This window comes from Oligoflexus sp. (genome assembly GCF_035712445.1).
Taxonomy (GTDB): Bacteria; Bdellovibrionota_B; Oligoflexia; order Oligoflexales; family Oligoflexaceae; genus Oligoflexus.
Genome location: NZ_DASTAT010000071.1, coordinates 45,473 through 71,224, shown reverse-complemented (window position 1 = coordinate 71,224; position 25,752 = coordinate 45,473). Strand labels below are relative to the sequence as shown.

30 protein-coding genes are annotated in these 25,752 nt (G+C 53.5%); 16 read left to right on the top strand and 14 right to left on the bottom strand.

Going from position 1 to position 25,752, the window contains the following annotated elements:
• The first annotated feature begins 47 nt into the window (after positions 1 to 47).
• The gene (locus VFO10_RS16000; protein WP_325141914.1) at positions 48 to 1,328 is read left to right on the top strand and encodes a citrate synthase; all 1,281 of its coding nucleotides are present in this window, start codon (positions 48 to 50) and stop codon (positions 1,326 to 1,328) included.
• A 535-nt stretch (positions 1,329 to 1,863) separates the two neighbouring features.
• On the opposite strand, the gene VFO10_RS15995 is transcribed toward VFO10_RS16000, so the two are convergent.
• The 4 genes from VFO10_RS15995 to VFO10_RS15980 all read right to left on the bottom strand — a co-directional run bounded on the left by VFO10_RS15995 (position 1,864) and on the right by VFO10_RS15980 (position 5,036).
• Positions 1,864 to 2,757: a M48 family metalloprotease gene (locus tag VFO10_RS15995; protein WP_325141912.1), complete on the bottom strand. Its 894-nt coding sequence runs from the start codon at positions 2,755 to 2,757 to the stop codon at positions 1,864 to 1,866.
• 101 nt (positions 2,758 to 2,858) lie between these two features.
• The gene (locus VFO10_RS15990) at positions 2,859 to 3,731 is read right to left on the bottom strand and encodes a helix-turn-helix transcriptional regulator (protein WP_325141910.1); all 873 of its coding nucleotides are present in this window, start codon (positions 3,729 to 3,731) and stop codon (positions 2,859 to 2,861) included.
• Between the two features lie 46 nt (positions 3,732 to 3,777).
• Entirely contained in the window at positions 3,778 to 4,434 is a 657-nt protein-coding gene (locus VFO10_RS15985) for a hypothetical protein (protein WP_325141908.1), read from the bottom strand.
• Positions 4,431 to 5,036 carry a hypothetical protein gene (locus VFO10_RS15980; protein WP_325141906.1) on the bottom strand — a complete coding sequence of 202 codons (606 nt, stop codon included), beginning with the start codon at positions 5,034 to 5,036 and terminating at the stop codon, positions 4,431 to 4,433. Before VFO10_RS15980 ends, VFO10_RS15985 begins: the two co-directional genes overlap by 4 nt.
• A gap of 177 nt (positions 5,037 to 5,213) precedes the next feature.
• Between VFO10_RS15980 and VFO10_RS15975 the strand changes: the two genes are divergently transcribed.
• A complete protein-coding gene (locus tag VFO10_RS15975; RefSeq protein WP_325141904.1) occupies positions 5,214 to 5,594 on the top strand; it encodes a hypothetical protein in 381 nt (126 codons plus the stop codon).
• 153 nt (positions 5,595 to 5,747) lie between these two features.
• On the opposite strand, the gene VFO10_RS15970 is transcribed toward VFO10_RS15975, so the two are convergent.
• Both VFO10_RS15970 and VFO10_RS15965 read right to left on the bottom strand, forming a co-directional pair.
• Positions 5,748 to 6,827 carry a tetratricopeptide repeat protein gene (locus VFO10_RS15970; RefSeq protein ID WP_325141902.1) on the bottom strand — a complete coding sequence of 360 codons (1,080 nt, stop codon included), beginning with the start codon at positions 6,825 to 6,827 and terminating at the stop codon, positions 5,748 to 5,750.
• A gap of 83 nt (positions 6,828 to 6,910) precedes the next feature.
• Entirely contained in the window at positions 6,911 to 7,240 is a 330-nt protein-coding gene (locus tag VFO10_RS15965) for a hypothetical protein (protein ID WP_325141900.1), read from the bottom strand.
• Between the two features lie 84 nt (positions 7,241 to 7,324).
• Here VFO10_RS15965 and VFO10_RS15960 point away from each other — a divergent pair, with 84 nt between their 5' ends.
• Positions 7,325 to 8,518, top strand: coding sequence for a hypothetical protein (locus tag VFO10_RS15960; protein ID WP_325141898.1), 1,194 nt, complete (start codon positions 7,325 to 7,327; stop codon positions 8,516 to 8,518).
• A gap of 12 nt (positions 8,519 to 8,530) precedes the next feature.
• Positions 8,531 to 9,208, top strand: coding sequence for a winged helix-turn-helix domain-containing protein (locus VFO10_RS15955; RefSeq protein WP_325141896.1), 678 nt, complete (start codon positions 8,531 to 8,533; stop codon positions 9,206 to 9,208).
• Here VFO10_RS15955 and VFO10_RS15950 read toward each other — a convergent pair.
• Positions 9,172 to 9,564: a hypothetical protein gene (locus tag VFO10_RS15950; protein ID WP_325141894.1), complete on the bottom strand. Its 393-nt coding sequence runs from the start codon at positions 9,562 to 9,564 to the stop codon at positions 9,172 to 9,174. The two genes, VFO10_RS15955 and VFO10_RS15950, sit on opposite strands and share 37 nt — an antisense overlap.
• Positions 9,565 to 9,620: 56 nt before the next feature.
• Between VFO10_RS15950 and VFO10_RS15945 the strand changes: the two genes are divergently transcribed.
• The 5 genes from VFO10_RS15945 (at position 9,621) to VFO10_RS15925 (ending at position 14,160) form a co-directional block, all read left to right on the top strand.
• The gene (locus tag VFO10_RS15945; protein ID WP_325141892.1) at positions 9,621 to 10,358 is read left to right on the top strand and encodes a glycerophosphodiester phosphodiesterase; all 738 of its coding nucleotides are present in this window, start codon (positions 9,621 to 9,623) and stop codon (positions 10,356 to 10,358) included.
• 153 nt (positions 10,359 to 10,511) lie between these two features.
• The gene (locus VFO10_RS15940) at positions 10,512 to 10,952 is read left to right on the top strand and encodes a hypothetical protein (protein WP_325141890.1); all 441 of its coding nucleotides are present in this window, start codon (positions 10,512 to 10,514) and stop codon (positions 10,950 to 10,952) included.
• 132 nt (positions 10,953 to 11,084) lie between these two features.
• Positions 11,085 to 11,480 carry a 50S ribosomal protein L19 gene (gene rplS / locus VFO10_RS15935; protein WP_325141888.1) on the top strand — a complete coding sequence of 132 codons (396 nt, stop codon included), beginning with the start codon at positions 11,085 to 11,087 and terminating at the stop codon, positions 11,478 to 11,480.
• Positions 11,481 to 11,791: 311 nt separating this feature from the next.
• On the top strand, positions 11,792 to 12,784 hold the full coding sequence (locus tag VFO10_RS15930) for a hypothetical protein (RefSeq protein ID WP_325141887.1): 993 nt from the start codon (positions 11,792 to 11,794) through the stop codon (positions 12,782 to 12,784).
• A complete protein-coding gene (locus tag VFO10_RS15925; RefSeq protein WP_325141885.1) occupies positions 12,781 to 14,160 on the top strand; it encodes a hypothetical protein in 1,380 nt (459 codons plus the stop codon). The genes VFO10_RS15930 and VFO10_RS15925 overlap by 4 nt, the downstream gene beginning before the upstream one ends.
• A 154-nt stretch (positions 14,161 to 14,314) precedes the next feature.
• Here the strand turns inward: VFO10_RS15925 and VFO10_RS15920 are convergent, their stop codons facing one another.
• From VFO10_RS15920 to VFO10_RS15900, 5 genes are read right to left on the bottom strand one after another with little or no spacing between them, the layout of a single operon-like run.
• The gene (locus tag VFO10_RS15920; protein WP_325141883.1) at positions 14,315 to 14,701 is read right to left on the bottom strand and encodes a YraN family protein; all 387 of its coding nucleotides are present in this window, start codon (positions 14,699 to 14,701) and stop codon (positions 14,315 to 14,317) included.
• Complete coding sequence (locus tag VFO10_RS15915) at positions 14,664 to 15,395, bottom strand: ribonuclease HII (protein WP_325141881.1); 732 nt, start codon at positions 15,393 to 15,395, stop codon at positions 14,664 to 14,666. The genes VFO10_RS15920 and VFO10_RS15915 overlap by 38 nt, the downstream gene beginning before the upstream one ends.
• A gap of 15 nt (positions 15,396 to 15,410) precedes the next feature.
• Complete coding sequence (locus VFO10_RS15910; protein WP_325141878.1) at positions 15,411 to 15,743, bottom strand: thioredoxin family protein; 333 nt, start codon at positions 15,741 to 15,743, stop codon at positions 15,411 to 15,413.
• Between the two features lie 19 nt (positions 15,744 to 15,762).
• Positions 15,763 to 16,059 carry a hypothetical protein gene (locus VFO10_RS15905; protein WP_325141876.1) on the bottom strand — a complete coding sequence of 99 codons (297 nt, stop codon included), beginning with the start codon at positions 16,057 to 16,059 and terminating at the stop codon, positions 15,763 to 15,765.
• A gap of 21 nt (positions 16,060 to 16,080) precedes the next feature.
• Positions 16,081 to 16,599, bottom strand: a complete 519-nt coding sequence (locus VFO10_RS15900; protein WP_325141874.1) for a hypothetical protein — start codon at positions 16,597 to 16,599, stop codon at positions 16,081 to 16,083.
• 115 nt (positions 16,600 to 16,714) lie between these two features.
• Between VFO10_RS15900 and VFO10_RS15895 the strand changes: the two genes are divergently transcribed.
• The 6 genes from VFO10_RS15895 to VFO10_RS15870 all read left to right on the top strand — a co-directional run bounded on the left by VFO10_RS15895 (position 16,715) and on the right by VFO10_RS15870 (position 22,853).
• A complete protein-coding gene (locus tag VFO10_RS15895; RefSeq protein ID WP_325141872.1) occupies positions 16,715 to 17,734 on the top strand; it encodes a hypothetical protein in 1,020 nt (339 codons plus the stop codon).
• Positions 17,731 to 20,001, top strand: coding sequence for a lytic transglycosylase domain-containing protein (locus VFO10_RS15890; protein WP_325141870.1), 2,271 nt, complete (start codon positions 17,731 to 17,733; stop codon positions 19,999 to 20,001). The genes VFO10_RS15895 and VFO10_RS15890 overlap by 4 nt, the downstream gene beginning before the upstream one ends.
• A gap of 356 nt (positions 20,002 to 20,357) precedes the next feature.
• Positions 20,358 to 21,275, top strand: coding sequence for a heme o synthase (locus VFO10_RS15885; protein WP_325141868.1), 918 nt, complete (start codon positions 20,358 to 20,360; stop codon positions 21,273 to 21,275).
• On the top strand, positions 21,272 to 22,219 hold the full coding sequence (locus VFO10_RS15880; protein WP_325141866.1) for a phosphoglycerate dehydrogenase: 948 nt from the start codon (positions 21,272 to 21,274) through the stop codon (positions 22,217 to 22,219). The genes VFO10_RS15885 and VFO10_RS15880 overlap by 4 nt, the downstream gene beginning before the upstream one ends.
• A 32-nt stretch (positions 22,220 to 22,251) precedes the next feature.
• Positions 22,252 to 22,476 carry a NifU family protein gene (locus VFO10_RS15875; protein ID WP_325141863.1) on the top strand — a complete coding sequence of 75 codons (225 nt, stop codon included), beginning with the start codon at positions 22,252 to 22,254 and terminating at the stop codon, positions 22,474 to 22,476.
• A gap of 83 nt (positions 22,477 to 22,559) precedes the next feature.
• On the top strand, positions 22,560 to 22,853 hold the full coding sequence (locus VFO10_RS15870) for a hypothetical protein (protein ID WP_325141862.1): 294 nt from the start codon (positions 22,560 to 22,562) through the stop codon (positions 22,851 to 22,853).
• 1 nt (position 22,854) lies between these two features.
• Here VFO10_RS15870 and VFO10_RS15865 read toward each other — a convergent pair whose 3' ends face one another.
• Both VFO10_RS15865 and VFO10_RS15860 read right to left on the bottom strand, forming a co-directional pair.
• A complete protein-coding gene (locus VFO10_RS15865) occupies positions 22,855 to 23,061 on the bottom strand; it encodes a DNA gyrase inhibitor YacG (protein WP_325141860.1) in 207 nt (68 codons plus the stop codon).
• The gene (locus tag VFO10_RS15860) at positions 23,058 to 24,233 is read right to left on the bottom strand and encodes an FAD-binding oxidoreductase (RefSeq protein WP_325141858.1); all 1,176 of its coding nucleotides are present in this window, start codon (positions 24,231 to 24,233) and stop codon (positions 23,058 to 23,060) included. Before VFO10_RS15860 ends, VFO10_RS15865 begins: the two co-directional genes overlap by 4 nt.
• Before the next feature lie 38 nt (positions 24,234 to 24,271).
• On the opposite strand from VFO10_RS15860, the gene VFO10_RS15855 reads away from it, so the two are divergent.
• A complete protein-coding gene (locus VFO10_RS15855) occupies positions 24,272 to 25,747 on the top strand; it encodes an ABC transporter substrate-binding protein (RefSeq protein ID WP_325141856.1) in 1,476 nt (491 codons plus the stop codon).
• The last annotated feature ends 5 nt before the right edge of the window (positions 25,748 to 25,752 follow it).

Here is a 25,752-nt window from a genome sequence, read left to right as displayed (position 1 = left end):
CACTTGCAAATCGGAGAGAATACATGACAGTAGCGAGAAATTTACCTATGACCAAGACGAAGGCGGAACTCCACTACAACGGTAAGACTCTCGAACTCCCGGTTTTGGAAGGTACGGAAGGCGAAATAGCCCTCGACATCAACAAGCTTCGTCAGGAATCCGGACTGGTCACACTCGACAACGGTTTCATGAACACAGCGTCCTGTACTTCCGCCATCACTTTCCTGGACGGTGAAACCGGGATTCTGCGCTACCGCGGCTATCCCATCGAAGAGCTGGCTGAAAAATCAACTTTTGTGGAAGTTGCCTACCTCCTGGTCTACGGTGAGCTCCCGAACGCTCAACGCCTCAAGTGGTTTAATGAAAAGCTTTCGAGCTTCACGGCGACCAAGCCTGAGCTGAAGCAGCTGATCCAGCACTTCCCCAAGAATGCCCATCCTATGGGTGTTCTGGCCTCGGTCCTGTCGGCGATGTCCGCTTACTATCCAGAATATTTGGATCCTGAGCTGAAGCCGGATCAGGTCGATAATGTGATCGCCCAGACCATGGCCCAGGTGAAAAACTTCGCGGCTTACCAATACCGCGCGAGCCAGGGCCAGTCCTTGATCGACGCGAAATCGAGCAACGAATACTGCTCCGATTTCCTGGCCCAGATGTATGGTTCGAATCCCGACCCGGAAGTCGCCAAGGCCTTGAATATCCTTCTGATTCTTCATGCTGATCACGAGCAGAACTGCTCGACCTCGACTGTGCGCCTTGTCGGTTCTTCCCAGGCGAACGTCTATGCGGCGATCTCTTCGGGCGTCAATGCCCTCTGGGGACCTCTGCACGGCGGCGCAAACCAGGCTGTGATCGAGATGCTGCAGGAGATCCAGGCGGACGGCGGCGGCTATAAGAAATTCATTCTGAAGGCCAAGGACAAGAACGACAACTTCCGTCTGATGGGCTTCGGCCACCGCGTGTACAAAAACTTCGATCCGCGCGCGAAGATCATCAAGCAGGCCTGCGATACGATTCTGACCAAACTGAAAATCAAGGACCCGCTCCTCGATATCGCCAAAGGTTTGGAGGAAGAGGCTCTCAAGGATTCTTATTTCGTGGAAAGAAAGCTCTATCCGAACGTCGATTTCTATTCGGGCATCATCTACAAAGCGCTGAACATCCCAACCAACATGTTCACCGTGATGTTCGCCCTCGGTCGTTTGCCAGGCTGGCTGGCTCAGTGGAAGGAAATGAACGAGTCGCCCGCGACCAAGATCGGTCGTCCTCGTCAGATCTACACTGGCGCCACCGTTCGTCACTACACACCGATGGACAAGCGTTCGTAAGTGGTCCGGTCCCGCTTTCCGCGGGACGCCCCTTTTCTTCCTGACTTTATCCCGCTGTTTTATGATTGCTCCAAATCATGGCGATAGTTCCGCTGTTGCTGTTTACGCCATTTACTTCCACGGGAGATCCGCTTTCATCAGGCGATCGGCTCAAGGCGCACTCTGGAACTCAACTGGGAGCCCGTGTTGAATGACTTCAAAGTCGAGCGTATGCTTATCATCAGAAGAGATCATGAGCACGATCCTGCAGGGTGATCCGCGACTTTTCGAAATGTTCTTGAAATCCAGCCGCATCGCCATACGCCGCCTCTTGAACTGGCCCAGCAAACTATCGAATCCTTCATACCCTCAAGGGCAACGCGCGGACGGAGAAACTCCAAAACCCCGCGGGGCTGGATGCCGTCCAGCATCGCCTCATGAAGATGGGCGGGCGTCTGCAGCTGAGGTTCACGGAAAGCTGTGGAAGCAGCTCTTTTCAAGCCTTCGGATGACGGAGACTCTGACGAGTCTCCGAGAGGCATCCTGATAACGCGGCTTAGGAAGGGGTGACGAGAATTTTCTGACGAAGGGGCAGTCCCGGCTGCAGGGATGGCCAGCCGGACCAGGCAGGATAGGTTTGACTTTGCAGTTTGAAGGCATCGGAAAAAATCTCGGACTTGGGCGGTCTTAGACCCTGAACACGATTCAAAAACGCAGCATAGACCGATGAACCCACAAGGCGCGCCACGGCCGTATCCGCGCGCACCGCGCTGGCTCGACTGAAGAGCCAGAAGATAAGAGTCCCAGGTAAAGTCAAAAGCAGGAGCAGCGCCGTGGTCAGGATCATCTCCACGCCCTGAGAGGATGTTTCCTCCTCTTCGGTCTGTCTCAGGCTGGTTCCCAGAAGAAAAGCCAGCATCCTGGACACATAAAGTGTGAATGAGAAGAGGACGCCTTGCATAAAGGCGAGGGCGTGGACGTCCCCGCTTTTGAAGTGCAAAATCTCGCGGCTCATAAGAATTGCCAGATCATCATCACTCAGATTTTGCAAAGCGCCGCGTGACAATGCGAGAGTGCTCCGGGATAGGGTCAGTCCCACCATGAAACCATTGATCTCAGAGTTCTCATAGACACCAAGCTGCGGCTTATGTTTAAGGCCGAGCTTCTTTTGAACCCGATGCAAAATCAGTGTCGCCTTCGTAATGTCGGCATCCTCGGCATTCGTTTCGGCCAGGTCCACCTTCATGCCCCAGGCTGCAATATGCCGGGAGAGAAAAAGACAGCTGATGCCACCAAGAAGGCCCCAGACAGCCAGGGCCAGAAAGAGATTCATGGGATCCCTTTGCCATTCCTCGAACTTCGGCTGCAAAGGAATGATTGTGTACCAAAAGACAAAGGTAAGCAGGACTCCCCCATAACTTGTGAGGGAGGCAAAGATCTGTCTGAGCATGGAGTTACTCCCGAACTGTTTCACGTCTCAGGACGATCGTACCTCAGAAAAACCCGGATGGAAATAATAAAGACTTATATTATCAATATGTTACATTAGTGCTAGGCCCTGTGACTTTTGTCCAGTTGCTGGCTGCGGAACTCGCTGGGCGTCATGCCGGTTTTGGAGCGGAAGAGTCGCAGGAAATAATTGGGATCATCAAAACCAATTTTTCGGGCAATCGCGGTATTGGCATCTGTGGAGTAAGCGAGGAGTCTTTTCGCTTCCAGGAGACAGCGATCCTGTATCACCTTCTTCGGCGGAATTCCCAAGGCCCGCGTCACGCGCATGGTAAGGGCCTTCGGTGTCAAAGAAAGTTTATCGGCATAGAATTCAAGATTGTGATGGCGCGTGAAGTGAGTCTCGACCAGACTGAAAAAGATCTGCAGCGTGTGATCCTTATCTGGGAGCATGAGAGAGGATGGGGAGAAGCGAAAGAAAAGAGAGAGCAGAGTCAAAAGCTCAAGCTGCAGGATGGTTTCCCAGCCCGAGGGTTTTCCTTGCTGCTCGTGCAGCATATCCTGACAAAGCCGCAGAACGTGATCATGCTGTGCGGGTTCAGGAGTCATGGCATCAGGCAGTGCATGAAGCCTTGCCAGAGGATCATTCAGATTCTGAACTTTTCGAAGGGTCTGGGATTCGAACTCGACCAGATATCCGGCTGTATCAGGACTGAGCTCCCACGCATGCACCTGTCCCGGCTTTATGATAAAAAGCGTGCCCGCTTGAACTGGGTGGCGCGTGAAATCGATTTCATGCCAACCCTGGCCTTCAGAAATAATAACGATTTGAAAAAAGCTATGCTTATGGGGAAAGGGAATTTTCGGCTGATGCCTTTCTTCCAGACGATCAATGCGAATCATTTCGACATTGCTGTGGAGAAGGCCAAACGCCTTCATATCGTGCAGATTTAAACCTTGGGCGCGAGTTTTCACGAGGTGATGCCTCCATCCCTCGTTCCTATCACAGGAGGCGTGAGGCTCAAAGTCGATTGATGGTGCGAAGCTTTTCCGCCCAGAGGAGCTCATAGGTCTGACGGCAGGCGTCCCGCAGTTTTCCGGCTCGTTTGCGGCTGGGTGCGCTCTGCAGCTCGGGCAGGAGTTTATAGCAGTAACGGGCTGCGAGGCGGTGGGCCTCTTCGTAAAGATCCTGCTGTGATGTGTAGCAATAGGAATGATCAAAGATCATGCGGGTCAGCTGCGGCAGATGCGGATCGCCGGTTTGCTGCTCCAGGACACGGCCGGCGATCAGAAGCTTATCCACTTCGCCTTGCCATTCGAGTTCGAGAAGACTCACGCCTTGACCTGCCTGAACGCGATTGATCACCAGATGGAAATGACTGACTTCCTCGACGGCCACGCAGAAGGCATCGAGGTTATGACTATCGAGTCTTTGCAGCGGATTTTGCTGCTCGATGGTAGCCATGAGGTCGGGTTTAAAGTAGAGTCCGACTTCCAGCTCATCCTGCACAGGATCGGTTCGCAGGATCAAGGCGGCCCGATTTTCAGAGGCGACCGCGGCGGCCTCGGCGGATTGCGTCAGACATGAGGAAGCGGACACGGCTATGGGAAAACCATAGGACGCGGCCAGCTCATCCTCGATGCGCTGGATCATGTCCTGAAACGAGGCCCGCATCATTGCGGATCTTTATTCAGAAGAGGAATAGGCGTGATGCCTTCGTCTTCCAGAATCTTGCGCAGTTTGCCCGATTGCGTATGCTGCCAGCGGGTGTACGTTGTCAAAAGATCGCGTTTGCTGGCGAGCGGTGTGGATTCGGAAATCTCGGCCACCAGATTCACCAGCGAACGGAAATCCTGAGCCATGCTCAAATAGACTTTTGAGAAGTGGCTGTCGTTTTTATGGGTGCGCATGAGTGTGGAAGTTTGGTTGTAAGCGGCGGCACCCATGTTAATGTAGTAGCCGACGTCAAAGGTCTTGCGATTGAAATAATCCTGGAAATAGCCGGCGAGGTAAAGACTGGTGTCGCCCAGGCGCTTATAGACTTTGATTTGGGTGTCAGGCGAGGATTCCAGGGCTTTTTTCAGCATCAAAGCCAGGGGCGTGTCCAGCACAGCCATATCATCGTCAATGTTCAGTTGTGCAGGGTTGATAAACTCACAGAGGAGGTTGACGAGGTAGAATTCGATGTCATCATTGAGTTGAAGTTTCAATGATTGGGCCGCATTCGTGACCTGATCGCGAAAGAAATCCAAGGGACTGACTAGCTCGACGGTGTTCATAGGATTATCCTTTTCCTACCTCTTCCATTGTGACATATTATGTCTGGAATTATCCACCCTTTATGACGTATCGGAAAATTTGGCAAATCCTTAAGGGCATATTTGACGAAGTCAAAAGTTCCGGTTAAATTTTTCGGAGGTCTTATCAGGGCCTGCGTTGCAAAGGTAAAAAAACGTATGAAATCCGCGGACAAAGCCAATTCACAGCCGCAGGACGGAAAGTCCTGGGATAAACTGGGTTTGGAGGAGATTGTTCATATCGCTAACAAAGTGGGATTGGCCTATGTCGAGGCCAAGAAAACGGCGGAGCACTATGAGCTGATGAAGCCAACCATTCGAGCCCGGGTTGCCTTGCGGCTCGATGATGGAAAGGTGAGTGAGGCCCGTTTGAAGCGCCTCACGGAAACCGATCCCGAATATCTGGATTTTCTGGATAAGCTGGTGGAGGCTCGCCGCGAATCTGATCGGCTGAAGGTCCGTTATGATTCGTACAAGAACCTTTTCGATGCGCGGCGGAGTTTGCTGAGCTATCAGAAAGAGGAAATGAAGCTGGTGTGAAAGAAGAAATGATGGCCCTTCGGGCCACGACGTCTTCCGCCTGCGCGATGGCCCTTCGGGCCATGACGGCAGGACAGCTCGCTAGAGCGCATCCTCCAGATCTTCCGCCTGCGCGGTAACCCTTCGGGTCATGACGTCTTCCGCCTGCGCCCGCTAGAGCGCATCCTCCAGATCTTCCACCTGCTTCACATTGCTGTTCGCCGCGTTCTCGTCCTTGCCATCCACCGCCGCGATCTTTTCCCGGGCGAACCCCAGCTCCTGCTGAAACTGAGGATCCATGGCGGCTTCCTTGGCGAAGGTGCGGTAGTTTTCCAGCGACTTCCTGGGATCCTTTTTCTCGAGCGCCTGGCCTAATAGGAAGTAAGCTTCCGTCAGATTCGGCCGGATGCGCAGCGCGCGTTCGAGATAGGTGACCGCCATATCGAGGTTTTGCTGATCCTTGATGAACTTTTTCGCAAGACCAGTCAGAGCCCCCGGCAGGAGCGGCTGGTCCTGCAGGGCTTTGCGGTAAGCCTGCTCAGCCTCCACGCGGTTGCCCTCGTCCAGGAGGATGTCCCCCTTCACGCTGTAAAGATACGGCAGCTCCTGGGGACCGGACAGCGCCTCGGTCTTATTGAGAATAGCCAAAGCCTTGTCATTCATCCCAATTTTATTCAGAATGCGCGCGTTGATGATCGAAATCTGAAAATCATTCGGGTCGAGCTTTTTAAGGAACTTCGCCGTCTTCAACGCCTCGGCATAATAGCGAATCGAATAATAGCTCCACGCGAGAGCCTTCAAGGCATTCACATTCTTGGGCTCAGTCTGCAAAGTTTTCTTATAATGAAAAATCGCATCCGCATAGCGCGTCTGCGTGCGATAAGCCTCGGCCAGATAATAATTCAGCTCAGCATTCTCCGGATAAGTCGGCAGAGCTTCCTGCAGATGCTGAATCGCCAGTTTATACGCACCTGTTTTCACATAGACAATCCCAAGCGTCCTATGCGCCGCGGCATCTTTGGGGCGCTCGGACAGATGCTTGCGGAACGCCGCCACGGCTTCACGATAAAGCCCGTCGCGAGCATATTCGTTGGCCTGATCCAAAAGCGGCGAGGGAGCCGGAACCAATGGAACAGGCGCCGCAGTCACCACCGGCGCAGAGCCCTTGGGCAACTCGAACAGGCTCATGGTCTGACAGCCCGCTGGGGCGCATGAGAGGACAACCAAAGCGATGGCGCGTGGCTTGAATGGCACCGGAGGGCTCCTCAAGTTGCAGTTCGACAAAGATATTGTAGCGTGAATAGAGACGAGGTACGAGGGGCAATCCCTTTGGTCATTCACTTCACAACATAGAATTCTTCAAAGAGTGACCAGCATTTATCATCGCGCGAATAAAATGAAAGAACGATTTCCCGTTCGTTCCAATCCTTGTAATTCGCAAACTTGAACGAGTAATAGCGGAGCTTAAGGGCGCCTGAAAGACCCGTAACAAGATTGTCCGGCACCGGCATGAACTCATCGAGATAATAGCATTCATTGGCTGTATTTTTCAGATAGGGAAGCTTGACCGGAGTGGCCCCTTCCAGCTGAACAATCGTCTGACAGGCGCTCAGCAAGGGGAAGAGCCCCAGGACGAAAATTATTTTGGGATAAATGAAAAATCGCATACAATACCTGTTGCACTCATTCCGAATCTTTACAAAACACGCATCGACCAATTGATGAAAATCTTGAGGGACTGGTAGGCATTTATGATGAGAAACCTGGCCATTTTCGTGGCGCCTTTCTATCTTCTGACCGCCTGCAGCTGGGGCACGGGCAAACTCAAGTCTGATTGGGATGCCCTGCAGGATGCCAAATCTGTCTCGTGCGCCGAGATTCCGATCCGCAAGGATGATCTGCGCATCGATCGTGTCCATATCGTGCCCGAACTCGGGCCTTCGCTGATCCTTGAAGTCACCACCCGCCGCGGTGTGAAGACCATGTATCACCTGCCGTTCCGCAGTATTTCAAGCATGGACGAGGATACGCTGGTTGCCCTGCCGATCGCCCAGGACAGCATACTCCTGGGTGCGGGGATCTGGCAGCAAAAGGCAGTTTTTGCCCTGAAAACCAGCGATCGCGGCAAACCGACGATTCAGATCCGCGATCTGCAGAGCAACGCGGTCCTGCAGCAATTTTCGAGCGATACCAAGGCAGCCTGGGAACTCACCGACTGGCAGATTTCCGGCGGAAAACTGCGAACCCTTGTGCGAGAAGGCAAGGAAGATGAGTCGTTGGATGATCAACCTTACCTGCAGCTCGAAGTGCAGCTCGATGGAAAGGGCGGCGCGAAACCACGCGCTGAACCCACAACCCAGGTGATCGGTCAGGCCCAGCTTTTCGCGGATGCCCAGGGCGGAACGCAGATGGTCTGGCTCGATCGTGGAACCTCGGACAAGGTCAAGGAACCCAGTTTCCAAACCCTGCGCTGGCGCGATCCCAAGGATCAGCATTCCATAGACCTGGGTGACAAGGCTCCGATCGAAAGCTGGGCCTTTCAGGAAGGGAAGGTCACGAACCTTTTGAGTTACGTGAAGGGTGACACTCTTCTTTGGACCAATGCCAGCATTGAAATTCAACGCCTGAGCAAAAGCAGTCCTTTCCAGAAGCAAAATCAGCTCAGTGTGCCCATCAGCAAGGTGCACGTCGCAAGACCGCTTTTGAGCGCTGATCCCAAATCGGATTATCTCTTTCTTCCGCAGTGGCTGGATCATGAACTCACAGTCGCTATTTACAAGATTGAACCGACCGAAGTGGTTCATCGCGGCTATCGCGGCGTCTTCAAGGAAGGCACTTCGTTTCACGCGGCTTTCTATCATGATCCCTCGCAGGAGACGCTTATGCTGATGAAAGCTCCGGCTAACTACACATCGCGTTACAGTCTTTGTAAGATGAGTCTATAAGAAGGAATTCGCATGTCGGTCATTTGGATTTTGGAACGTCCCCGGCCTCCAGCAGAAAGCACGCCTGCGCTTTTGCAGGGTGATTTTGCCGTTCGAGCCTTCGCCTCCCTGCGCAACTTTTTGCGCATGGCACCCTTAAGGGGACGCTTGCCGGACCTTGTGATCGTTCGGAGCGCGGATTTCGCCGACGAGCTGATCAATCTCGAAAATCTGCTCGGGATTCGTTATGAATCCGTGCCCAGGCTCTATCTGGGGGACGTGGACGGCTTCGCGCCGGCATCCCCTGACGCCATGATCATCAGCGCCGATGATCGCACCCAGCTGCCCTTCAACGTGCAGGAAATCCTGAACTTTGATGGTCCTCGCGACACAAGTTCGGTCATGCAGCTCCACGACTTGATCCTGGACACCGCGGGTCATCGTTTGAAACTGAGTATGGAAGGGGAGTGGGTGAGGCTGAAACCCAAAGAGGGGCAGATCCTCCGCCACCTTTTGAAAAATCCTAATCACTGTCTGAGCCATGAGGATCTGGTGCTTGCCGTCTGGAAGGATGTGCGTGTATCCCCCAGGTCCATGGCCAGTCATATCTCGCGCCTCAGACGCTATCTGCAGGGATCCCAGCTGGAAATCCGCAACGTATACGGCGGCGGCTATCAGCTCTGCAGCACTTCCCCCGAATCCGGTGACTGACGCCCTTCCAGTTTATCGATCCAGGCTTTTCTTTTGAAAAATTTTCCGCGAAACTTCCATTGATGCGGATTTTCAACGAGAAAGCCTGTGCCTCTTTCGTCATCAATCCACTCAATGGTGGACCCCTTGCAGAATTCAAAGGCTGGGGGGTCGATGATCAGAAGGAGACCGCCTTCCTGTGGGAACACAAGGTCGTCGGGGCTTTGCGGATCGAAGGACACGCCATAATAGAAGCCATCACAACCTTTGCCATCAATGTAAAGCCGCAGGGGCAGATTGCGATAGCGCGCCGTGTGCTCTTGCAGTTCGAGTGCGGCTTCGAGGGCCTTGGGACTGATATATATTGCGGAATCCATGCTTGACTCGCTTATAAAGTGTATTCAAACCAAGGATCCTAGCAGGGAGGATGGGCATGGAACAAGACCCGGTCGTATGGATAAGTCATCGTGGCTATCATACCGTAGCTCTCGAAAATACGCGCGAGGCCTTTGATGCTGCCATAGAGGCTGGATTTACCCATCTCGAAACGGATCTGCGCACCACGGCCGATGGTCACATTGTTTTGCACCATGATTCGGAATTGACCCGGACATTCGCCAATTCTTTGATTGTGGAAAAAACAAGTCTGCGGGAACTCCTGTCGCTCCGGAGTCCCCACGGTCATCGACTTCTGACCTTTGATGAATTCATTGAGTCCTACGCGGGTTTCAGCTGGACCTTCGATATCAAACCCGAGTCCGCCGGGCCCACGCTCCTGGGTCTGCACGAGTGGGCGCGCAGGAAGAAGGCTGAATCCTGGCTCAATGAGCAGGCCCGCTTCCTTTGCTGGAGCGCTCGCGCCGAACGTTATCTACGGCAGCTCTTTCCGAATGCAAGGACGCTGGCCCGCGAAGCCGAATGCTATCGGGCTGGACTTGCTGTGTTTTCTGGAATGCCCTTCGTCGGCGGGATCCGCTCCGGACGAACATATTCCATTCCACGGTATTTTGCAGGTCGTGATCTTTTTACAAAATTCTTTGCCGAGGCCTATCACAAGCGAGGAGCCCGCCTCCTGGCTTATCTCCCTGTGCGTGATGAGGACGCCAAAGCCGCTGTAGATGCTGGTTTTGATGAAATCCTCACCAATCATTTGCCGCTTTCGATGACGTGATTTTAGAGCGTACTCGCACTCGTGCTTGAATCGTTTTTCCTGATGGTCTATACCAGCCCTCATCATTTCATCATCTAGATACCAGTATGGAACGTTTCGGCAAAAGCCATCGGGCCGGGTTTATCCCAGTAATGCTGTGGAAGGGTTATCGTCATGGATGTATTGCAGCTCCTCAAGAACGAGCTTAAAGAACGCCAGAGTGATGTCAGCGCTTTTATTGATGGGTCAACGACTCATCAGAACTGGTCGAGTATCGCAGGTCATTTGAAAGCCCATCTCACTCTTGAATTGGAGTATCTTCTGCCCGAGCTTGCAGCGGTTTCTCCTAAACAGGATGCTGCCTTGCAGCGTTTGGAGACGGATCTGGTCGGGCTGCGCATGCAACTCGATCGACTCGGACTTGACGATCATCCTCCCGCCGACCAGGTCATGGAACTTCGTGATGCTCTGGCTCGACATGGGCAGCTGATCGAAGACCGAATTCTGCCCTTGATGCGCCAAAGAATTTCGACCGCAGATCGGGAAGAACTCTATGATGCGCTGCAGGATGCCAAGCAGGATATCATCCGTTCCACACTCGGAATGGCCATGTAATATGCTGTTATGGCTGATAATAGCGAAACCAGGCCTTGACCGGCTACCGGAGTTCGTGTAGTAAAGCTCATTCCTGAAAGACGAGTCAGGGTAGCACTTTCAAGGCTTCCAAACTGTAATAGGTCAAATTCGATGAAAAACTCTATCATCAGCAACTTCGAAAGCAAAAAACAACCCAAGCAAGATACCGCTTTGCCTAAATTCCGTCCTGGCGACACTGTCAAGGTGTACTATAAAATCCAGGAAGGTGCCGAAGCTGGCAAGTTCCGTATTCAGCCTTTTGAAGGCGTGGTGATTGCTTATAAGAAGGGCGGCATCGAGTCGTCCTTTACAGTGCGCAAAATCGGCGCAAACAGCGTCGGCGTGGAACGCGTGTTCCCAGCCTATTCGCCTATGATCTCCAAAGTGGAAGTTGTGGCCGCCGGTATCGTCCGTCGCTCGCGCCTCTACTACCTCCGCGGTCTGGCCGGTAAAGCCGCTCGTATCCGCAGCCGCTTTGTTGGCAAAAAAGCCGAAGCGGAAGCCTGATTCGTCAAAGGCAGCCCTAAGTTTTGAGAAGTCACCTTGGAAGCGAACGCTTCCGGGGTTTTTCTCTTTGTTCGTCTTATTTGCAAGATACAGCGTGAATTCTCCCTACCCTGCCTTTTCCTTCCGGCGGCTCATCCTCGGCAAAATTCTCTTTTCCAAAGAATGGTGTTCTTGTCCTTTAACGTCAGCCATGCTGTCGTGAGCACTGAAAACGATTTTTGAAATGCACTCCAACTCCTTCCTGCATAAGGGATTGACCCTCGGTATAGGGGGTGGTATCCAAATGTTGCGTAGCAGCAGAGGAGAAGGTAGTGAAAATTACTGACAAAGTGTTTTCCATCGCGGTAGCACTTGCTTCCGCACAAGTCGCCTACTCGCATCAGCTGTTTCCGCTTGGACAACCGGTGAACAGAATCGATGGGTTGATTAAATCGTTTTGTCTTTTGGAATCCACCTCTGTCCAGGAAAGCAAAGCCTGTCTGGAGACAATCAAGGCTTGGAGTGTTGAGGAAGTCGTTGCCACTTGCGCGGATGAGCAGGCCAAGGCCCTTGCAGAGTCACCAGGTGTGACTTACGGAAATATGGTTGAGGGTGGTGTTTGGCATCGGGCGTACCACAAAGATAAGGATGGAACTGACCATCGGCTCGATTGGTCAGACGGTATGAGAGACGAAGCTGGGCGTAGGCTGGGTACACTCTATGTTGTCTACTTTCGAAAAAACCCTGGCGATTTAGGGATTCATACGAGCACCTTCAAGTCTCGAGGCGCTGGTTTTGAAGCCTATCTTGAAGGATTGGTATCCAGCACGCGTGAAACAAGCCCTGGTTCCTCACAAAAGTGGACACAAAAAGGTCTCAGCCAGGATGAAATCGATGAAGAATTCGCAAGGGGTTACAAGGAGGGATATAAGGATCCTCAAAGGGCTGGAATCACTCCCAATGTCTGTTGCGAAAAAGGTCAACCGACTTGTTACAGTTCAAACGGCAATTTGAAGAATGAGCACCCAAGATCCGATCCCCCGCCAGCCACGGAACCTGAACAAGTTCCGCCCCGGGTATCGTCCGATGAATTGACAAAACCAGTTGATACTAAGAAAGCGGATTTGCCCAATTTCTCCAAGCAGCTGAAATCTGACAGTGATAAGGTAAAAAAGCCCGAAACGGTTGTCTCATCTGTAGCTGATGATGAAGTAATCAAACACAGCCCAGTTCAAATCTGTATTGCGAAAGCTATGGAAAAAAAATTCGGAAATAAAGGTCTGGAAGCTAGACTCATTCGGGACAAGCAAAGGAGCCAAAAGTGAAATCTATACTTGTACGGGCTATTATCACGGCAGCAGCTCTTGCTGCAGCGCAAGCTGCGTACTCGGACCAGGTGTATCCGCTCGGAGAGCCGGTGAACAAAATCGATGGTCTGGTCAAATCATTTTGCCTTTTGGAGTCCGCCTCAGGCCAGGAAAGCAAAGCCTGTATGGAAGCAGTTAACGCTTGGGCTGGCGAGGAGATCGTTGCCAGCTGTGCTGAGGAGCAGGCCAAAGCTCTAGCACAGTCACCAGGTGTGAAATACATGAACATGGTTGGGGGTGGGCAATGGGTTACCAGCTACCATAAAGACGAAAAGGGCGTTGAGCATCGTCATGATTGGTCCGACAGTATGAGAGATTATGCAGGAAGAAAGCTTGGCACAAGCTACATAGAAGATCTTAGAAAAAGAACAAACGACGAAGAAATTCAGAAGGGAACTTCAAAATCCCAGGGAGAGGGAGCAGGTTTTAACGGCGGTTTTGATGCTGGCGTTGTTGGATCAGTATCCAAAACGAAGGACGCCAGCTCGGGTTCTTCTCAAACTTGGACACAAAAAGGTCCAAGCCAGGAAGAAATAGAGAAAGCTTTCGCCAGAGGTTATAAGGACGGTTATCAGAAGCCGGATAAAGCCGGGATCAGTCCAGATGTCTATTGTGAAAAAGGTCAACCGACTTGTTACAGTTCAAACGGTAATTTGAAGAATGAGCACCCAAAATCTGATCCTCCGCCGACAAAGGAACCTACGAAAGTTCCACCCCGCGTGTCTTCGGACGACTCGTCCAAACCTGCGGACGACACGTCCAAACTTGCGGATAACTCTTCCAAACATGATGATACAAAGACAGTGGAAGCTTCTGATTCTTCCACAAAGGTGATATCTGACAACGAAGAGGCTACTAAAAACCCTGACACAGCAGTATCAACTGTTGCCAATGATGGGGTGCTTAAACTGAGCCCCATGCAGATTTGCGTGGCAAAAGCCGTTGAGAAGAAGTTTGGAAAAAACGGGGGAATGGGTTCAAAAGTCGTCGTGCAGACAGACAGCAGTAAAACCGCAGAAGAACTTAAAAAAATCAATACCCAGTTGCTGAAAATGGGTATCTGTGATGAATCCTATTGGGGAAAAGCCTACTGTACGGATTATCTCAAGAAGTTGAATTACGGTCTGGGTGCTTCGGTTCGTGGTGTTAAAGTCGACGGCAGTAGCATTTTTGTGTTGCCCCGTCAGCCGCCACGCCCCGTTACCAATCCAGGAGCGATTGATATGGGAAATCCTGACAATTTCGACAGCGGAACTGTTTGGGATGAGTCAACTCCATTTGACAGAACACTTCCTTGCGGGAGAGTTTTTTCACCGGGGTGTTTATCTCAATAACAGGGCCTGCGCTCCGTTAATTCCTGGAACTTTCGTTCCAGGAATTGGAAGTCGCAGCGTCGTTCATCTACCGGCTGCCTATACCGATCTCTTCACCGACACTTGGTAGAATTCTAATTGAGCCATCCACGCCCCAAATAGATACGCGCGCAAATCAAGTGGAATCCGAAGCCGCCGGCAGACGCATCCAAGCAACAGGCACACCACACTTTTCCGTCACAAGTGCGAGTCCCAAATGTATGGTATAATCCATATATTCTGGATGCTCATTGAGAAAGCGATCGCTGCCTCGCCAGATTGCGGCGAGTTTGCGTGGTGGAATGAGATGCTGCCAGTCATCAATCGGAGCGCTGCGGGTTTTCACTTCGATGATCAGAAGCTCGCGGCCTTTGACGGCGACGAGGTCGAGTTCGAGGGATTTGCGGCGGAAATTTTGAGCGATGACGTGAAAGCCGCGGTGAGAAAGCCAGGCAGCAACCAGGGCTTCGCCGCGGCGGGCGCGTTTATACCGTAGCGGTAAAGTAATGACCAAGCTCCGCATAACGTGTGACCGGAGCGAAATTGCGCCGATGCAAAGGCGTAATGCCACGCGCTTCCATCGCCGTTAAGTGACTTTTTGTGCCGTAGCCGACATTTTCATGGAAATCATAGTGCGGGAAGTTCAAGGCCGCCTGCCGCATGAAATCATCGCGGGCTTCCTTGGCCAGAATCGAAGCCGCAGCGATCGCAAAGCAAAGGCCGTCTCCACCGATGATGGCCTCCTGACGAATGGGCAGCATGGGATTCAGCTGCTTGCCATCAATCAAAAGAAGATCATGCGTTTCCTTCATCGCTTCAAAGGCGCGAAGCATGGCCTGGAAGGTTGCGGGAACGATCCCCTGCTCTTCAATTTCGGTGACGGTGGAAACGCCAACGGCCCAATCCCGGCAGACGATGTGCAGGACGGGGAGTATTCGTTGCCGCTGAGCGCTGCTGAGTGTTTTGGAATCGCGGATCAAAGCCCGCGTTTTGGTGTCGAGGTCTTTCAGAGCATCATAATCAAGGCTGACACAGGCCGCATAAACCGGACCTGCAATGCAGCCGCGGCCCACTTCATCAACGCCCAGGATTTTCAGGCCCTGCTTGATGAAGCTGCGCTCGATGCTTCCTTGCTTGCTGGTATCACGCGGGGATTTTGCTGGTTTTTTGGCCATGCTCGGGAATTCCTTTTCCACGGTGCTTAAGGCCGCGATCATAAACCAAACTCGCGCTCAACTCGATAGCCGTCTTTCCACTGTCTCCACTATTTTCGCTTTCGGCTGCGGACCGGCGATCGTGGCGACGACTTTGCCATCTTCAAAGATCAGAATGTGCGGAATGGATTTGACGCCATACTCGGCCGGCGCGTGCGCATTCTCATCGACGTTCAAACGCGCGACGGTGATGCGCTTGTTATAGTCCGAGGCTATTTCCTTCAGCGCGCTCTCCAGCACCGAACAGGGACCCGACCAGGGAGCCCAGAACGCAACGAGCAGCGGCCCCTTCTTCTCGGAAAGCCAGGTCCTGAGCGTTTCATCGTTGAGGTTGAGCAGGGGGGACTCCATGATTCAAACTCCGCGAGGTTTACGATTCGATGACAAAATGCTCCCGATGACGCCGGGTATTGAGAATCTGCGTAATCTTCTTGTCGAGACGGCTTAAAGAAGGCGGATGGGTACGGTTTTGGGCCTTGCCATAAAAGTCAGGCAAAAGATCAGCCAGAATCAAAAGAAGCGTGTCAGCATCTCCGGCCGCGCTTACCCATTTATTGATAATACGATGCTCGTCATAGGGAAGAAAATGACCTTTGGCGCGCAAATCAATGACGTACTGAACGATCAGTGCGGATCCTTGCAATTGTTCCGGGGGGATATAACTCACAGGGACCTCGCTGAAAATACGTTAGCGCAAAGCCTGAAGTTCAGCTTCGATGCGACCAATATCCGTTTGCATGCGCTTTAATTCTTTCTCATAGCGGAGCAACTCGTGCAAGTGGTCGTGCATCCGCAGTAAGTTTGCCACACGAACCGGCAGACTGCTCAGATGGTCAGGATGTAGTAAGTCAAAATACCAGTTAGAATTCAGCGTCTGCTCCAGGACCTCGACCACCCGCGTCATCTCACTGGCATTCACAATCAGGGCCGGAATCCAGATTCCCTGCTGCTGCTGCGCCATGCGCTTTTCAAAGCCCGAGAGCCAGGTGATGAGTTCCTCTTCCCCAAGATGCGTGGCAAAGACCACCAGAAGATCACAGGGCAGAAGGTTGGGATCATCAAGGGCCTTGAGTCGTACCAGATCGAGCTGGGGAAGAAAACGCAGCGACCGTTCCACATTGAGTTTGAGAGCATCGGCCCGCTTGGGTTCCAGATCCCAGATGCACAGGCGGCGGCGCATCTGCAGAAAATCCGTGCGACGACTCATCGCGCTTTCTCCTTTTCAGCTTGGGCGCTACACCCTGCTTTCTGTATAGTTTAGCATGAGGCCACCGAGGTTCGCTAGAAAGCGGCCAGCGCACTTGTCATGAAGGGAGAGAGGCATGGTGATCCAGGCACTGAGTCCTACGCGTGTGGATATAGCAGGAGGCACGCTTGATATCACTCCTTTGACACAAATACTGCAGCATCGGCAAACCGTGAATTTCGGGATCACGCTGCATGCTCGCGTGGAAATCGAGAAGTCCCCCAAGGATTTCAATATTACAAGCGAAGACCAGGGGCGCACGATCTCAGGCGGCTTTGATGAAGTCGTCGGCGCGGGTTCCCTGCCCTGGCTGGAAAAACTTCTCGGCTATTTTTGGCGCAAGGAATGGGCGCCCCTCAGCATTCGCATCCAGGCGAAATCCCCGGCCGGCGCGGGCCTTGGCGGATCATCGTGCCTCGGCATAGCGATGGCCTCGGCGCTTTTGAAGGCCAGGCAGGATATTGGCCAGCCATTGAAACTCACCGATCATCAGCTCGTGCAAACTGTTCAGGATCTGGAAACTGGCCTTATTCGTGTTCCGACGGGTTGCCAGGATTATTGGGGCGGCCTGCGCGGCGGCATCAATATCATCAGCTATCCCCCAGGCGGCGTTCAAGTTCAAACCATACATGATAACAAGGCCCAGGCTTTGCAGGAGCTTTTGCTGCTCTGTTACAGCGGTGTTTCGCGGGCGTCCGGCACCAACAACTGGGCCATCTTCCGCCGCGCTTTTGAAGGCGATCAGACCATACTCGGCATTTTAAACGAGATCGGCACCATTTCCGAAACCGTGGCCAGAGCAGTACTGGCCGGTCAATGGAGCGAAGTCTTTAAGCTCTCGGCTCAGGAATGGCAGCTCCGCACCCGCATGTGGTCGGATATCGAGACAACGGAAACAAAACGCATCAGTGCAGCCGCGCAAGGGGCTGGCGCCATGTTTTCCCGTATTTGTGGAGCCGGCGGTGGCGGTGTGATGGCCATTTTCGCTGAACCTCGCTATCATGCGAAGGTGAAGGCCGCTGTGCAGGAAGCCGGTGGACAGATCCTCGATGGTACGGTGAGCTTCAAAGGAACAGAAGTACAAGGATCCTTATGAAACGGATAGCGCGTAGCCTTTTGTGTGTCAGCCTGCTCACAGGCTGCGCTGGTGTCACCCATGAACCTTTGGTGACGATTGATGCCGCCGGTTTCAAACCGACGACAAGCCCCATGAAGGAACAGTATCGCCGTCTGCGCGCGGTGGTGCAGGATCGTGAAGGGGGACAGGACGCTGTCAAAGATATTCTGGTCGCCATGGAAGCTGTGCAATCCGAGGAAGCCAATGCCTGGGAAACAGCTGCCAAGCAGTGGCTCTTCGTTTTGGAAAATGACACAGGAGCCATGGCCGCCATGGCTTTTCCGCGTTGGGTGAAAGCCCAGGAAAAACTGGTGGCCGAACCTGTGCAGGCCGATCTTCTGGCCCGTCTTCTGTTGGCGCAAACCAATGAAGGTCAGGACGCGCCCTGGCTCAAAAAGCAGGGGCTTGCTGATCTCACAAAGCTGACGCAAAGGATCAAGGACCTTCAGGGCGAGGCTGCCGCGAAGGGTCTGGCGTCTTTACCTGCATCACCACGTGATTTCAAGGATGATCCCTTTCTCGAAAAAGCCGCGAAAGCCTCCTGTCGCCGCGATGTGCCCGAGGGTTGGCGCACCTGGCTCAAAGGTTTGAGCACCGATCTTAAACTCTATTGGGAAGGTCTGCAGGCCTCGTGCCGCATGGAATATCAGGCGGCCATCAGCAAGTATGAACAGGCGCTGCCTGGTTTGCGTCTCAGTCTTGGCACCTGGCCTTATGCTGTAAATGCCGCTGACCGTATTGTGAAAGCCCGCAAGAGCCTCGGTCAGCGTGAAGAAACAACGATCGCCTATCAGCAGCTCGCGGATCTTTTGAGTCAAACGGAAACGCAAAGCGCAGCACTCGGCTGGACTCCCTTCGAGCTTTGGCGCAAACGCATCGATACCTTTTTCTGGGTGGCGCGCAACAAGGCTTTGCAGGGTGATTATCAGAATGCAAAGATTGCTGTCCATGAAGGCCTGAATCAAATCAATCAGGCGCAAACGCAGCTCACGGGTCTGACGGCCAAGCAATCGTCCGATCTGAATGATCTGAAAGCGGAAGGCTATAATATCCTCGCGTCACGGATCGCCTATGAGGAAGGTGATCTGACCGCGGCCTTGTCCCTGACGCGCATGGGCCAGGATATTCCCGGCATTTCCCCGGAATGGCGCCAGCGCCTCGACTGGTCGGAAGCCTGGTTCTCTTACATGATGAAAGATCGCATCCGGGCTGTGCGGATCTGGCAAACCCTTTTGGGTCAGGTCACAGATGATCAGCTGAAGCCGCGCTATTATTATTGGATCGGCCGTGTACTTTACGAAAATGGTTTGAAGAGTGATGCCGAAGATTACTTTGAAAAGCTGCAGAAAGAGCATCCTTTAAGCTTTTATACAGTCGTAGGTTTGCCGCGCATCGACAAGGATTACAGCACAGGGGAATTCTTCGGATCGGTGCAGAGGCTGCAAAGAAAGCTTCGTGACCGCGATGACATTTCCTGGGAAGCCTACCGCGCCGATCGTGAAGCGGAGCGCCGCGTGGCTCGTTTGGAGCTGATGCTGGCTGCGAATGTCACCGTTTGGCTTGAGCCCGTCTCGAATGAACTTTTCCGTTATGTGAACAGTCGTGCTCCGTTGATGAAAGATACGGAAGCGACGCTTTACGTTTCGAGGCTCCTTCACATGGCCGGCAACTACCTGCCTGCTATTTCCCTGACCACCCAGCTGAGCAATAAGATTCCCGATTTCTGGGATGCCTATCCTGAGCAGGTGCTTGTCTATTTCCCGCAGCCCTATCAGGATATCTATCAGCGCGCGGCCACGCAAAGTTACATGGACCAGGAGATACCCGTGGCCATCTCCCGCCAGGAGAGCAGCTTTGAAGCCGATGCCATGTCTCCAGCGGAAGCGATCGGGCTTATGCAGCTCATGAGCAATACAGCGCAGCGCCAGGCTTCACGACTTGGTCTTCGTATCAATGATCCCGTGGCGGATTTGAAAAGACCCGAGCTGAATATCGCTCTCGGGACGGCCTATCTTGCTGAGTTGGGCCGCCGCTATCGTGGGCAGTGGCACCAGGCCTTTGCAGCCTACAATGCCGGTGAGTATGTGGTGGATGCATGGCTTCAGCGCCGCCACGCCGAGGACCCATTGGTATGGATCGAAGCGTTGAGCTTCGCAGAGACAAGCGGTTACACCAAGAACGTTTGGCGGAACTGGGAGGTCTATCGTTGGCTTCGCGGTTTGCCCGCTGCAAAACCACTTTTGTGAGCATAAACTCCATGATAAAAGGTGGGTTCGATTGAAGCACGCATGCAACTGAGGCTTAGTGTTCCAGAATAGTTGGAGGTCACCCATGTCGAGTCAAGATCTTGAAAAGAATAAGCGAATGGAAGCAGCGGGTTGGCTCCAACTGCTGGCTATTATGATTCTCTTCCCCATCCTGTTCTTCGTTTGCGTTTGGTTCCCTATCTGGCTTGACATAGCAACACCCTATTGAAGACTTCCGAGGCTCGGGGTATCTAGAGAGCCGGCCATCATTTGCCTGTGTCCTTTCCCCAGTGCTCCACTGGGGAATCCGGGAATTCCCCTGCAGGCATGAGCCAAAGAGCACAAGGAATAATCCCATGGATCAGAAGACCAAGTCCGATTCGCTCACCATGCCTGTGACGGCCGAGCCCATCGACTGGCAAAGTTACTACCAGATGATGAAGCCAACCATCTCGATGCTGGTGGTGGTGACCGTGGTGCCCGCGCTCTTTATGGCGCAGAAAGGCCTCCCGAGTTTCGCCGTCGCTATGGCTTCGTTGATCGGAACCTTTCTGGCTTCCGGTTCCGCCGCCGTTTTCAATCACCTTGTTGATTCTGACATTGATCAGCACATGAAAAGAACCCGTAGCCGGCCCATCCCTTCGGGCAAGGTCAGCAATGCCAGGGCAGCTACTTTTGGCATGGTTTGCGGGATCGCCTCGTTCGCGATTCTTTGGGTCTGGGCTACACCGCTGGCTGCCTGGCTTTCGCTCGCGGCCAACTTTTTCTATGTCGTGATCTATACGATGTACCTCAAGCGCCGCACGGTTCAAAACATCGTGATCGGTGGCGCCGCGGGTTGCGTGGGTCCACTGATCGGTTGGGCTGCTGTGACCGGCGACCTCGCCTGGCCTGCCTGGGCTTTGTTCATGATCATCTTCCTATGGACGCCGCCGCATTTCTGGTCGCTGGCGATCAAGTACAAGGATGATTATGCGCGGGCTAAAATTCCGATGCTGCCCACAGTTAAAGGTCTGGAAGTCACCCGTCGTCAGATCTTTCTTTATACCCTGACACTGGTTCCTACTGTTCTTTCCCTTTGGGTGTTCGGCGCGGCCGGTTGGGTTTACGGAGTTCTTTCGCTGATCCTCACGCTTTATTTCGTGTGGCTCGCGTTCGTCCTTCTGCGCACCAAGGAAAATCAAAGGGCCATGCCGCTCTTTTATTATTCCTGCTTCTACCTTTTCGGTGTGTTTGGTGCCCTGACCATTGATCAGCTGATGGCAGTCCTGTGATCATCGTAACGGCTTCCAGTTTTCTCAAGGTGCCTCAGCTGCGCCGGCGTCTGGAAGCTGCCTTTCCCACTGAAAAAATCATCTATGCAGAAGAATCCCGTGTCGACACGCGGGACAAACTTCTGAAAGTTTTGGACGGCGCTGAAGCCTGGCTCGTCGGTCGCGAACCAGCTGATGCGGCGATTTTAAGTTCGCTACCGGCTCTGCGCGTCGTCGCGAAATATGGTGTGGGTCTTGATAACGTGGATGTCGAAGCCTGCTCCAGGCTTGGAATTCGCATTGCCTGGGAAGGCGGTGTGAATCGCGATGCCGTGGCCGAACACACGCTGGGACTCATGCTCGCTCTCTGCCGGAACATTGGTCTCGGGTCCCGGCGTTTGTCACAGGGCATCTGGTGGAAAAACGGTGGTCGCAGCCTTTCCGCGATGACAGTTGGCATTGTTGGCTACGGTTACATCGGAACCCGGGTTGCCGAGATTCTTCAGGGCTTCGGCTGTCAAATTCTCGTTCATGATATCCTCGATAAGACAGAGGAAGCCGAACGCGTCGGTGCCAAACAGGTGAAATATCAGGATCTTTTGAAGCAAGCCGATCTTCTGACTTTTCACGTGCCCCTGACGCCGCAAACCCTTAAGATGTTTGGAGCGAATGAGCTGGCTTTGATCAAGCCGGCCGTATATATCGTCAACACCAGTCGAGGCGAGGTGCTCGATCAGGAAAAGGTCAAGGAAGCCCTGCAAAAGGGTGAACTGGCCGGTGCCGGACTCGACGTTTTCCAAAGCGAGCCGCTCGTCGATAAAGATCTGTATTCCTTGGAAAATTTCGTGGGGACAGCGCACACCGCAGGCAACAGCCAGGAGGCGGTTTTAGCGATGGGCGAAGCCGCGATTCGCGGTTTGCAAAAAGAGCTGGCCTTGCTTTCCAAAAATTCCGATTTAAATTAGAGCAAATGGAAGCTTCGGCTTCAGGAGACATGATGATGATTGAACAAATCAAAGAGATCATTGAGAAAGATATCAACCCACAGCTCGAACTTCATGCCGGTGGCTGTGAGCTTTTGGATGTGGATGATGGGATCGTAACATTGCGACTTTACGGGGGATGCTCCGGCTGTCCGTCGTCGCAGATTACCCTGTTCAACGGTATCGTACCCATCCTTCGCGAAAAGATTCCTGAAATCAAAGATGTCGTCCTCGGCTAAGACCCTGGTCCACCATGGCTCGCTTGTTGCACTTTCAGAGCTGAAGATCCCGCCTCTCGGGATCAGTCTCTGAAGGAGCTCCCATGGCTGTTGTTGTATTTGAGTGCCCCATTGATGAAGCGACCCTTGCCAGTATCCAGGAATTGCGTCTTCTGCGCATCGAAGTCCTGCAAAGACAGATTCAGCAGATTGATAAAGTTGTGGAAACGCTGCTTGAGCAGGGAACCCTGCAGGCGGATGAGCGTGGACCTTATCGCGAAGTGATCCTCGCTGAACTCCAGGAAAAGTGTGAAGAACTGCAAAGTCGTCTGGATAGCCGTGAAACGGTGTATTCCGATGAACTCGAACTCTACCTCGATGTTCTGACCACCGAGTGAATCAATCGCGCTCGTCGCTCTCGAAGTCGCCGGGTGACGATTCCTTCGCAGGTATGCGATAGGATTCCTCGGCCCACGCCGCCACGTCCATGGTCTTGCAGCGTTGACTGCAGAAGGGGCGTGCGGGATTGGTCTGATCATAACGCGCGCTCTTTCCGCAGCATGGACAGCGTACGATCCGCGCTGATGGTTTCTTCTCTTCGCTCATGATTCCTCTCCCTTCTCGCGTGGCAGACTCCGCAGGCGTTCCGGCCATAAAAGGCGCGGAAGCTTTGTCGGTTGACCTGCTATTAATTCAGCCAGACAGCGTCCAGCCATAAAACCAAGACTCAAACCCTGACCCATGTATCCTGTCGCAACGAGAATGCGGCCTTCCCCAAACATCGGACCGATCAAAGGCAGCTCATCACAGGGACGGCAGTCGCGTATTCCAAATCCAGGACCCGTGGGTTCCACCAAAAGGTCCGGCCATAATCCGTTCCACGCGTCGGCCAGATGCCGGGTGATCTTCTGCTCGTAACTCGCAACCTTCGCCTCGATCCCGGCCATGGCGCGAAGATAACGGCCACCGCCGATGCGCACGGTGTTGGGACCCGTAATGACACCCCAGATGTGGCTGTGTTGCCAGCTGAAAACCGTACCTGGCGGCCACGGAAGTGTCCGGTCGCGGTTCTGAAGCTGGCACTCACTCCATTGATCCGCGTAGGGCACCAAAGACTCAGCCAGATTCGGCAGCAGATCTCCGATACTTAAATGTTGGGCGCAGACGATGAACTCGCAGCGGACTTTTCCGCCCGCATGCGTCACCTCCAGAGCGTCGCCACTGCTTTGAAATGATTGCGCTTCGCCAAAACCCGTCACCCGGCTGTCGGCACGCAGCTGCTGCAAAAGAAGTGGCACGGATACCGCGGCTGCACGCGACCCATCCTTTTGCGTCCCAAGCCATCTTGTGCTTGAAAGCCCTGGCTGGGAAGGGTTTGCCGCCTCCCACGCGCCGGCCATCCCGGCTCCACTCATCTGCTGGACGGCCGTATGGGCCTCCAGAGTCTCGGCTTCCGAAATCATCCAGCGCAGACGCTCGCCTTTTTGATAGGGAATACCCTTATTTTGCAGGTATTCCAGCAGATTGTCGTAAGCGAGATCGCAAAAACTCCATATTTCTTTTGCGGTAGAGACGCCGCGAGGATGGGATAACCTTGTGAAATTATCTGCCATTCCCCCGGATAGAAATCCCGTGGACTGGGCCGTCGCACTGTGATCGGGGGCCTTGCTGAAGAGGCAAAGCCTTGAAAAGCCCAGCTTTTGAAGGTGATACGCCGCAGAAAGGCCTGTGATACCGCCGCCAATTATGGCAATATCGAACTCGTACGGAACAGACATGGCGAACCCCCATTCATTCGATCTCAAAGCGAGACATCATGATATCCAAGGCCCAAGCCCGTATTCTGGCTCTTTTGCCGGCACTCGCCGCTTCCAGCTCGACCGCTTTCGCAGAAAAACCGGCTCCCATTTTGGTCACGGGATGGCCCCTTCCAACGAATGAAGCACAAAAGGCCATTCTGAGCAATGATGCCATCATGGAAAGTATGGTCTGTCCGGGACTGACACGACTCAATCTTGCGAAGAAAAGCTCGGAACCCTTGCTGCTGGAAAAGGTGGAAGAGGCGGACAAGGTCTGGCGCTTCACACTCGCATCGGGCTTGACCTGGTGGGATCAATCGGCGGTGACCATGGCCGATCTTGAAGCGTTCGTGCGCGAGACTTTGCAGCCACAGCAGCTGACACAGGGACGCTTTGCCTGGACTGTTCCCGAGCACACTTTGTCGAGCAAGGATCGCACGCTCAGCATTCAATGGGCTCAGAAGCCTGGATTTGGGCCCTTTGTTTTCAACGAGCATCCCCTTCGCAAAAAAGCCGCGAACGCTTTGGGTGTGCAGTGCGCGGGCAATTGGAAGGTGGAACCCAAAACCGCTGGGCTTTTGCTGCAGGACCGCCGAGGCGAAGGGCAGAACGATATTCTTTTGAGCACCGATCACAAAGTGAAAGCCGCGGGCAATGAGCGGCGCCTGTCCTTCGCCTTTGGCGAGGAAATGCCGGGCGCTGATTCAAAGAAGCCCATCACGCAAAACCTGACCTGCGAACGCCCCATGGATACACCCATCATCACGGTGATCGCCTGGAATCCCCAGGGTGCCGCGACGCGTGATCCGAAATTCCGACGGGCCATCACCCATCTGACGCCACGCGGCGCGCTTCTGCGGGCCGGTGCGGGCTCCATGGGTGATCTGATATCCGGTCCCATCCTGCGGGCGCATCCCGGTTACAAACGTAATCTTCTGGTGCCGGCCTATGATCCCGCGCGATCGGATGCGATGCTCAATGAGCTCGGCTATCGCCGACTTGAAGAGGATGGCTTCCGTCGCGACGCCAGCGGCAAGCTTCTGGAAGTCAAAATCCTGGCCCGCGATCACGAAGGATCCATTCTTTTGCGCAAGGTGCTTGACGACAGCTTCCGCGCCCTGGGTATCAAGCTCCGCTTTATCAATGAAGGTGAAGGGGTTCCGGACGGACTTTTGACCGGCATTTTGACGTCATGGCCCGATGGGGATCTCTCTGTGCATCTTCATAGCCGGGTGAGTGGACGCAGCTGGCCCTGGGCCTGGCAGGATCAGAACCTGGATCAGGCCCTGGAGGCCTATGCCCTGTCTTTAACGCAAAAGACCCCCAATTTCGCGCTTCTGGAAAAGATCCACGATCTGGTGTATAAGCTGGAGCCTTTCTCGGTTTTGATGCAGCATCGGGTATGCCTGGAAGCCAGGTTGAACCGGCCGCAGCCGAAAGGCGAGATCGCTGTTCGAAATCCCGACTGGTTCCGGCAGCTTATTGGTCTTTAAGAGGT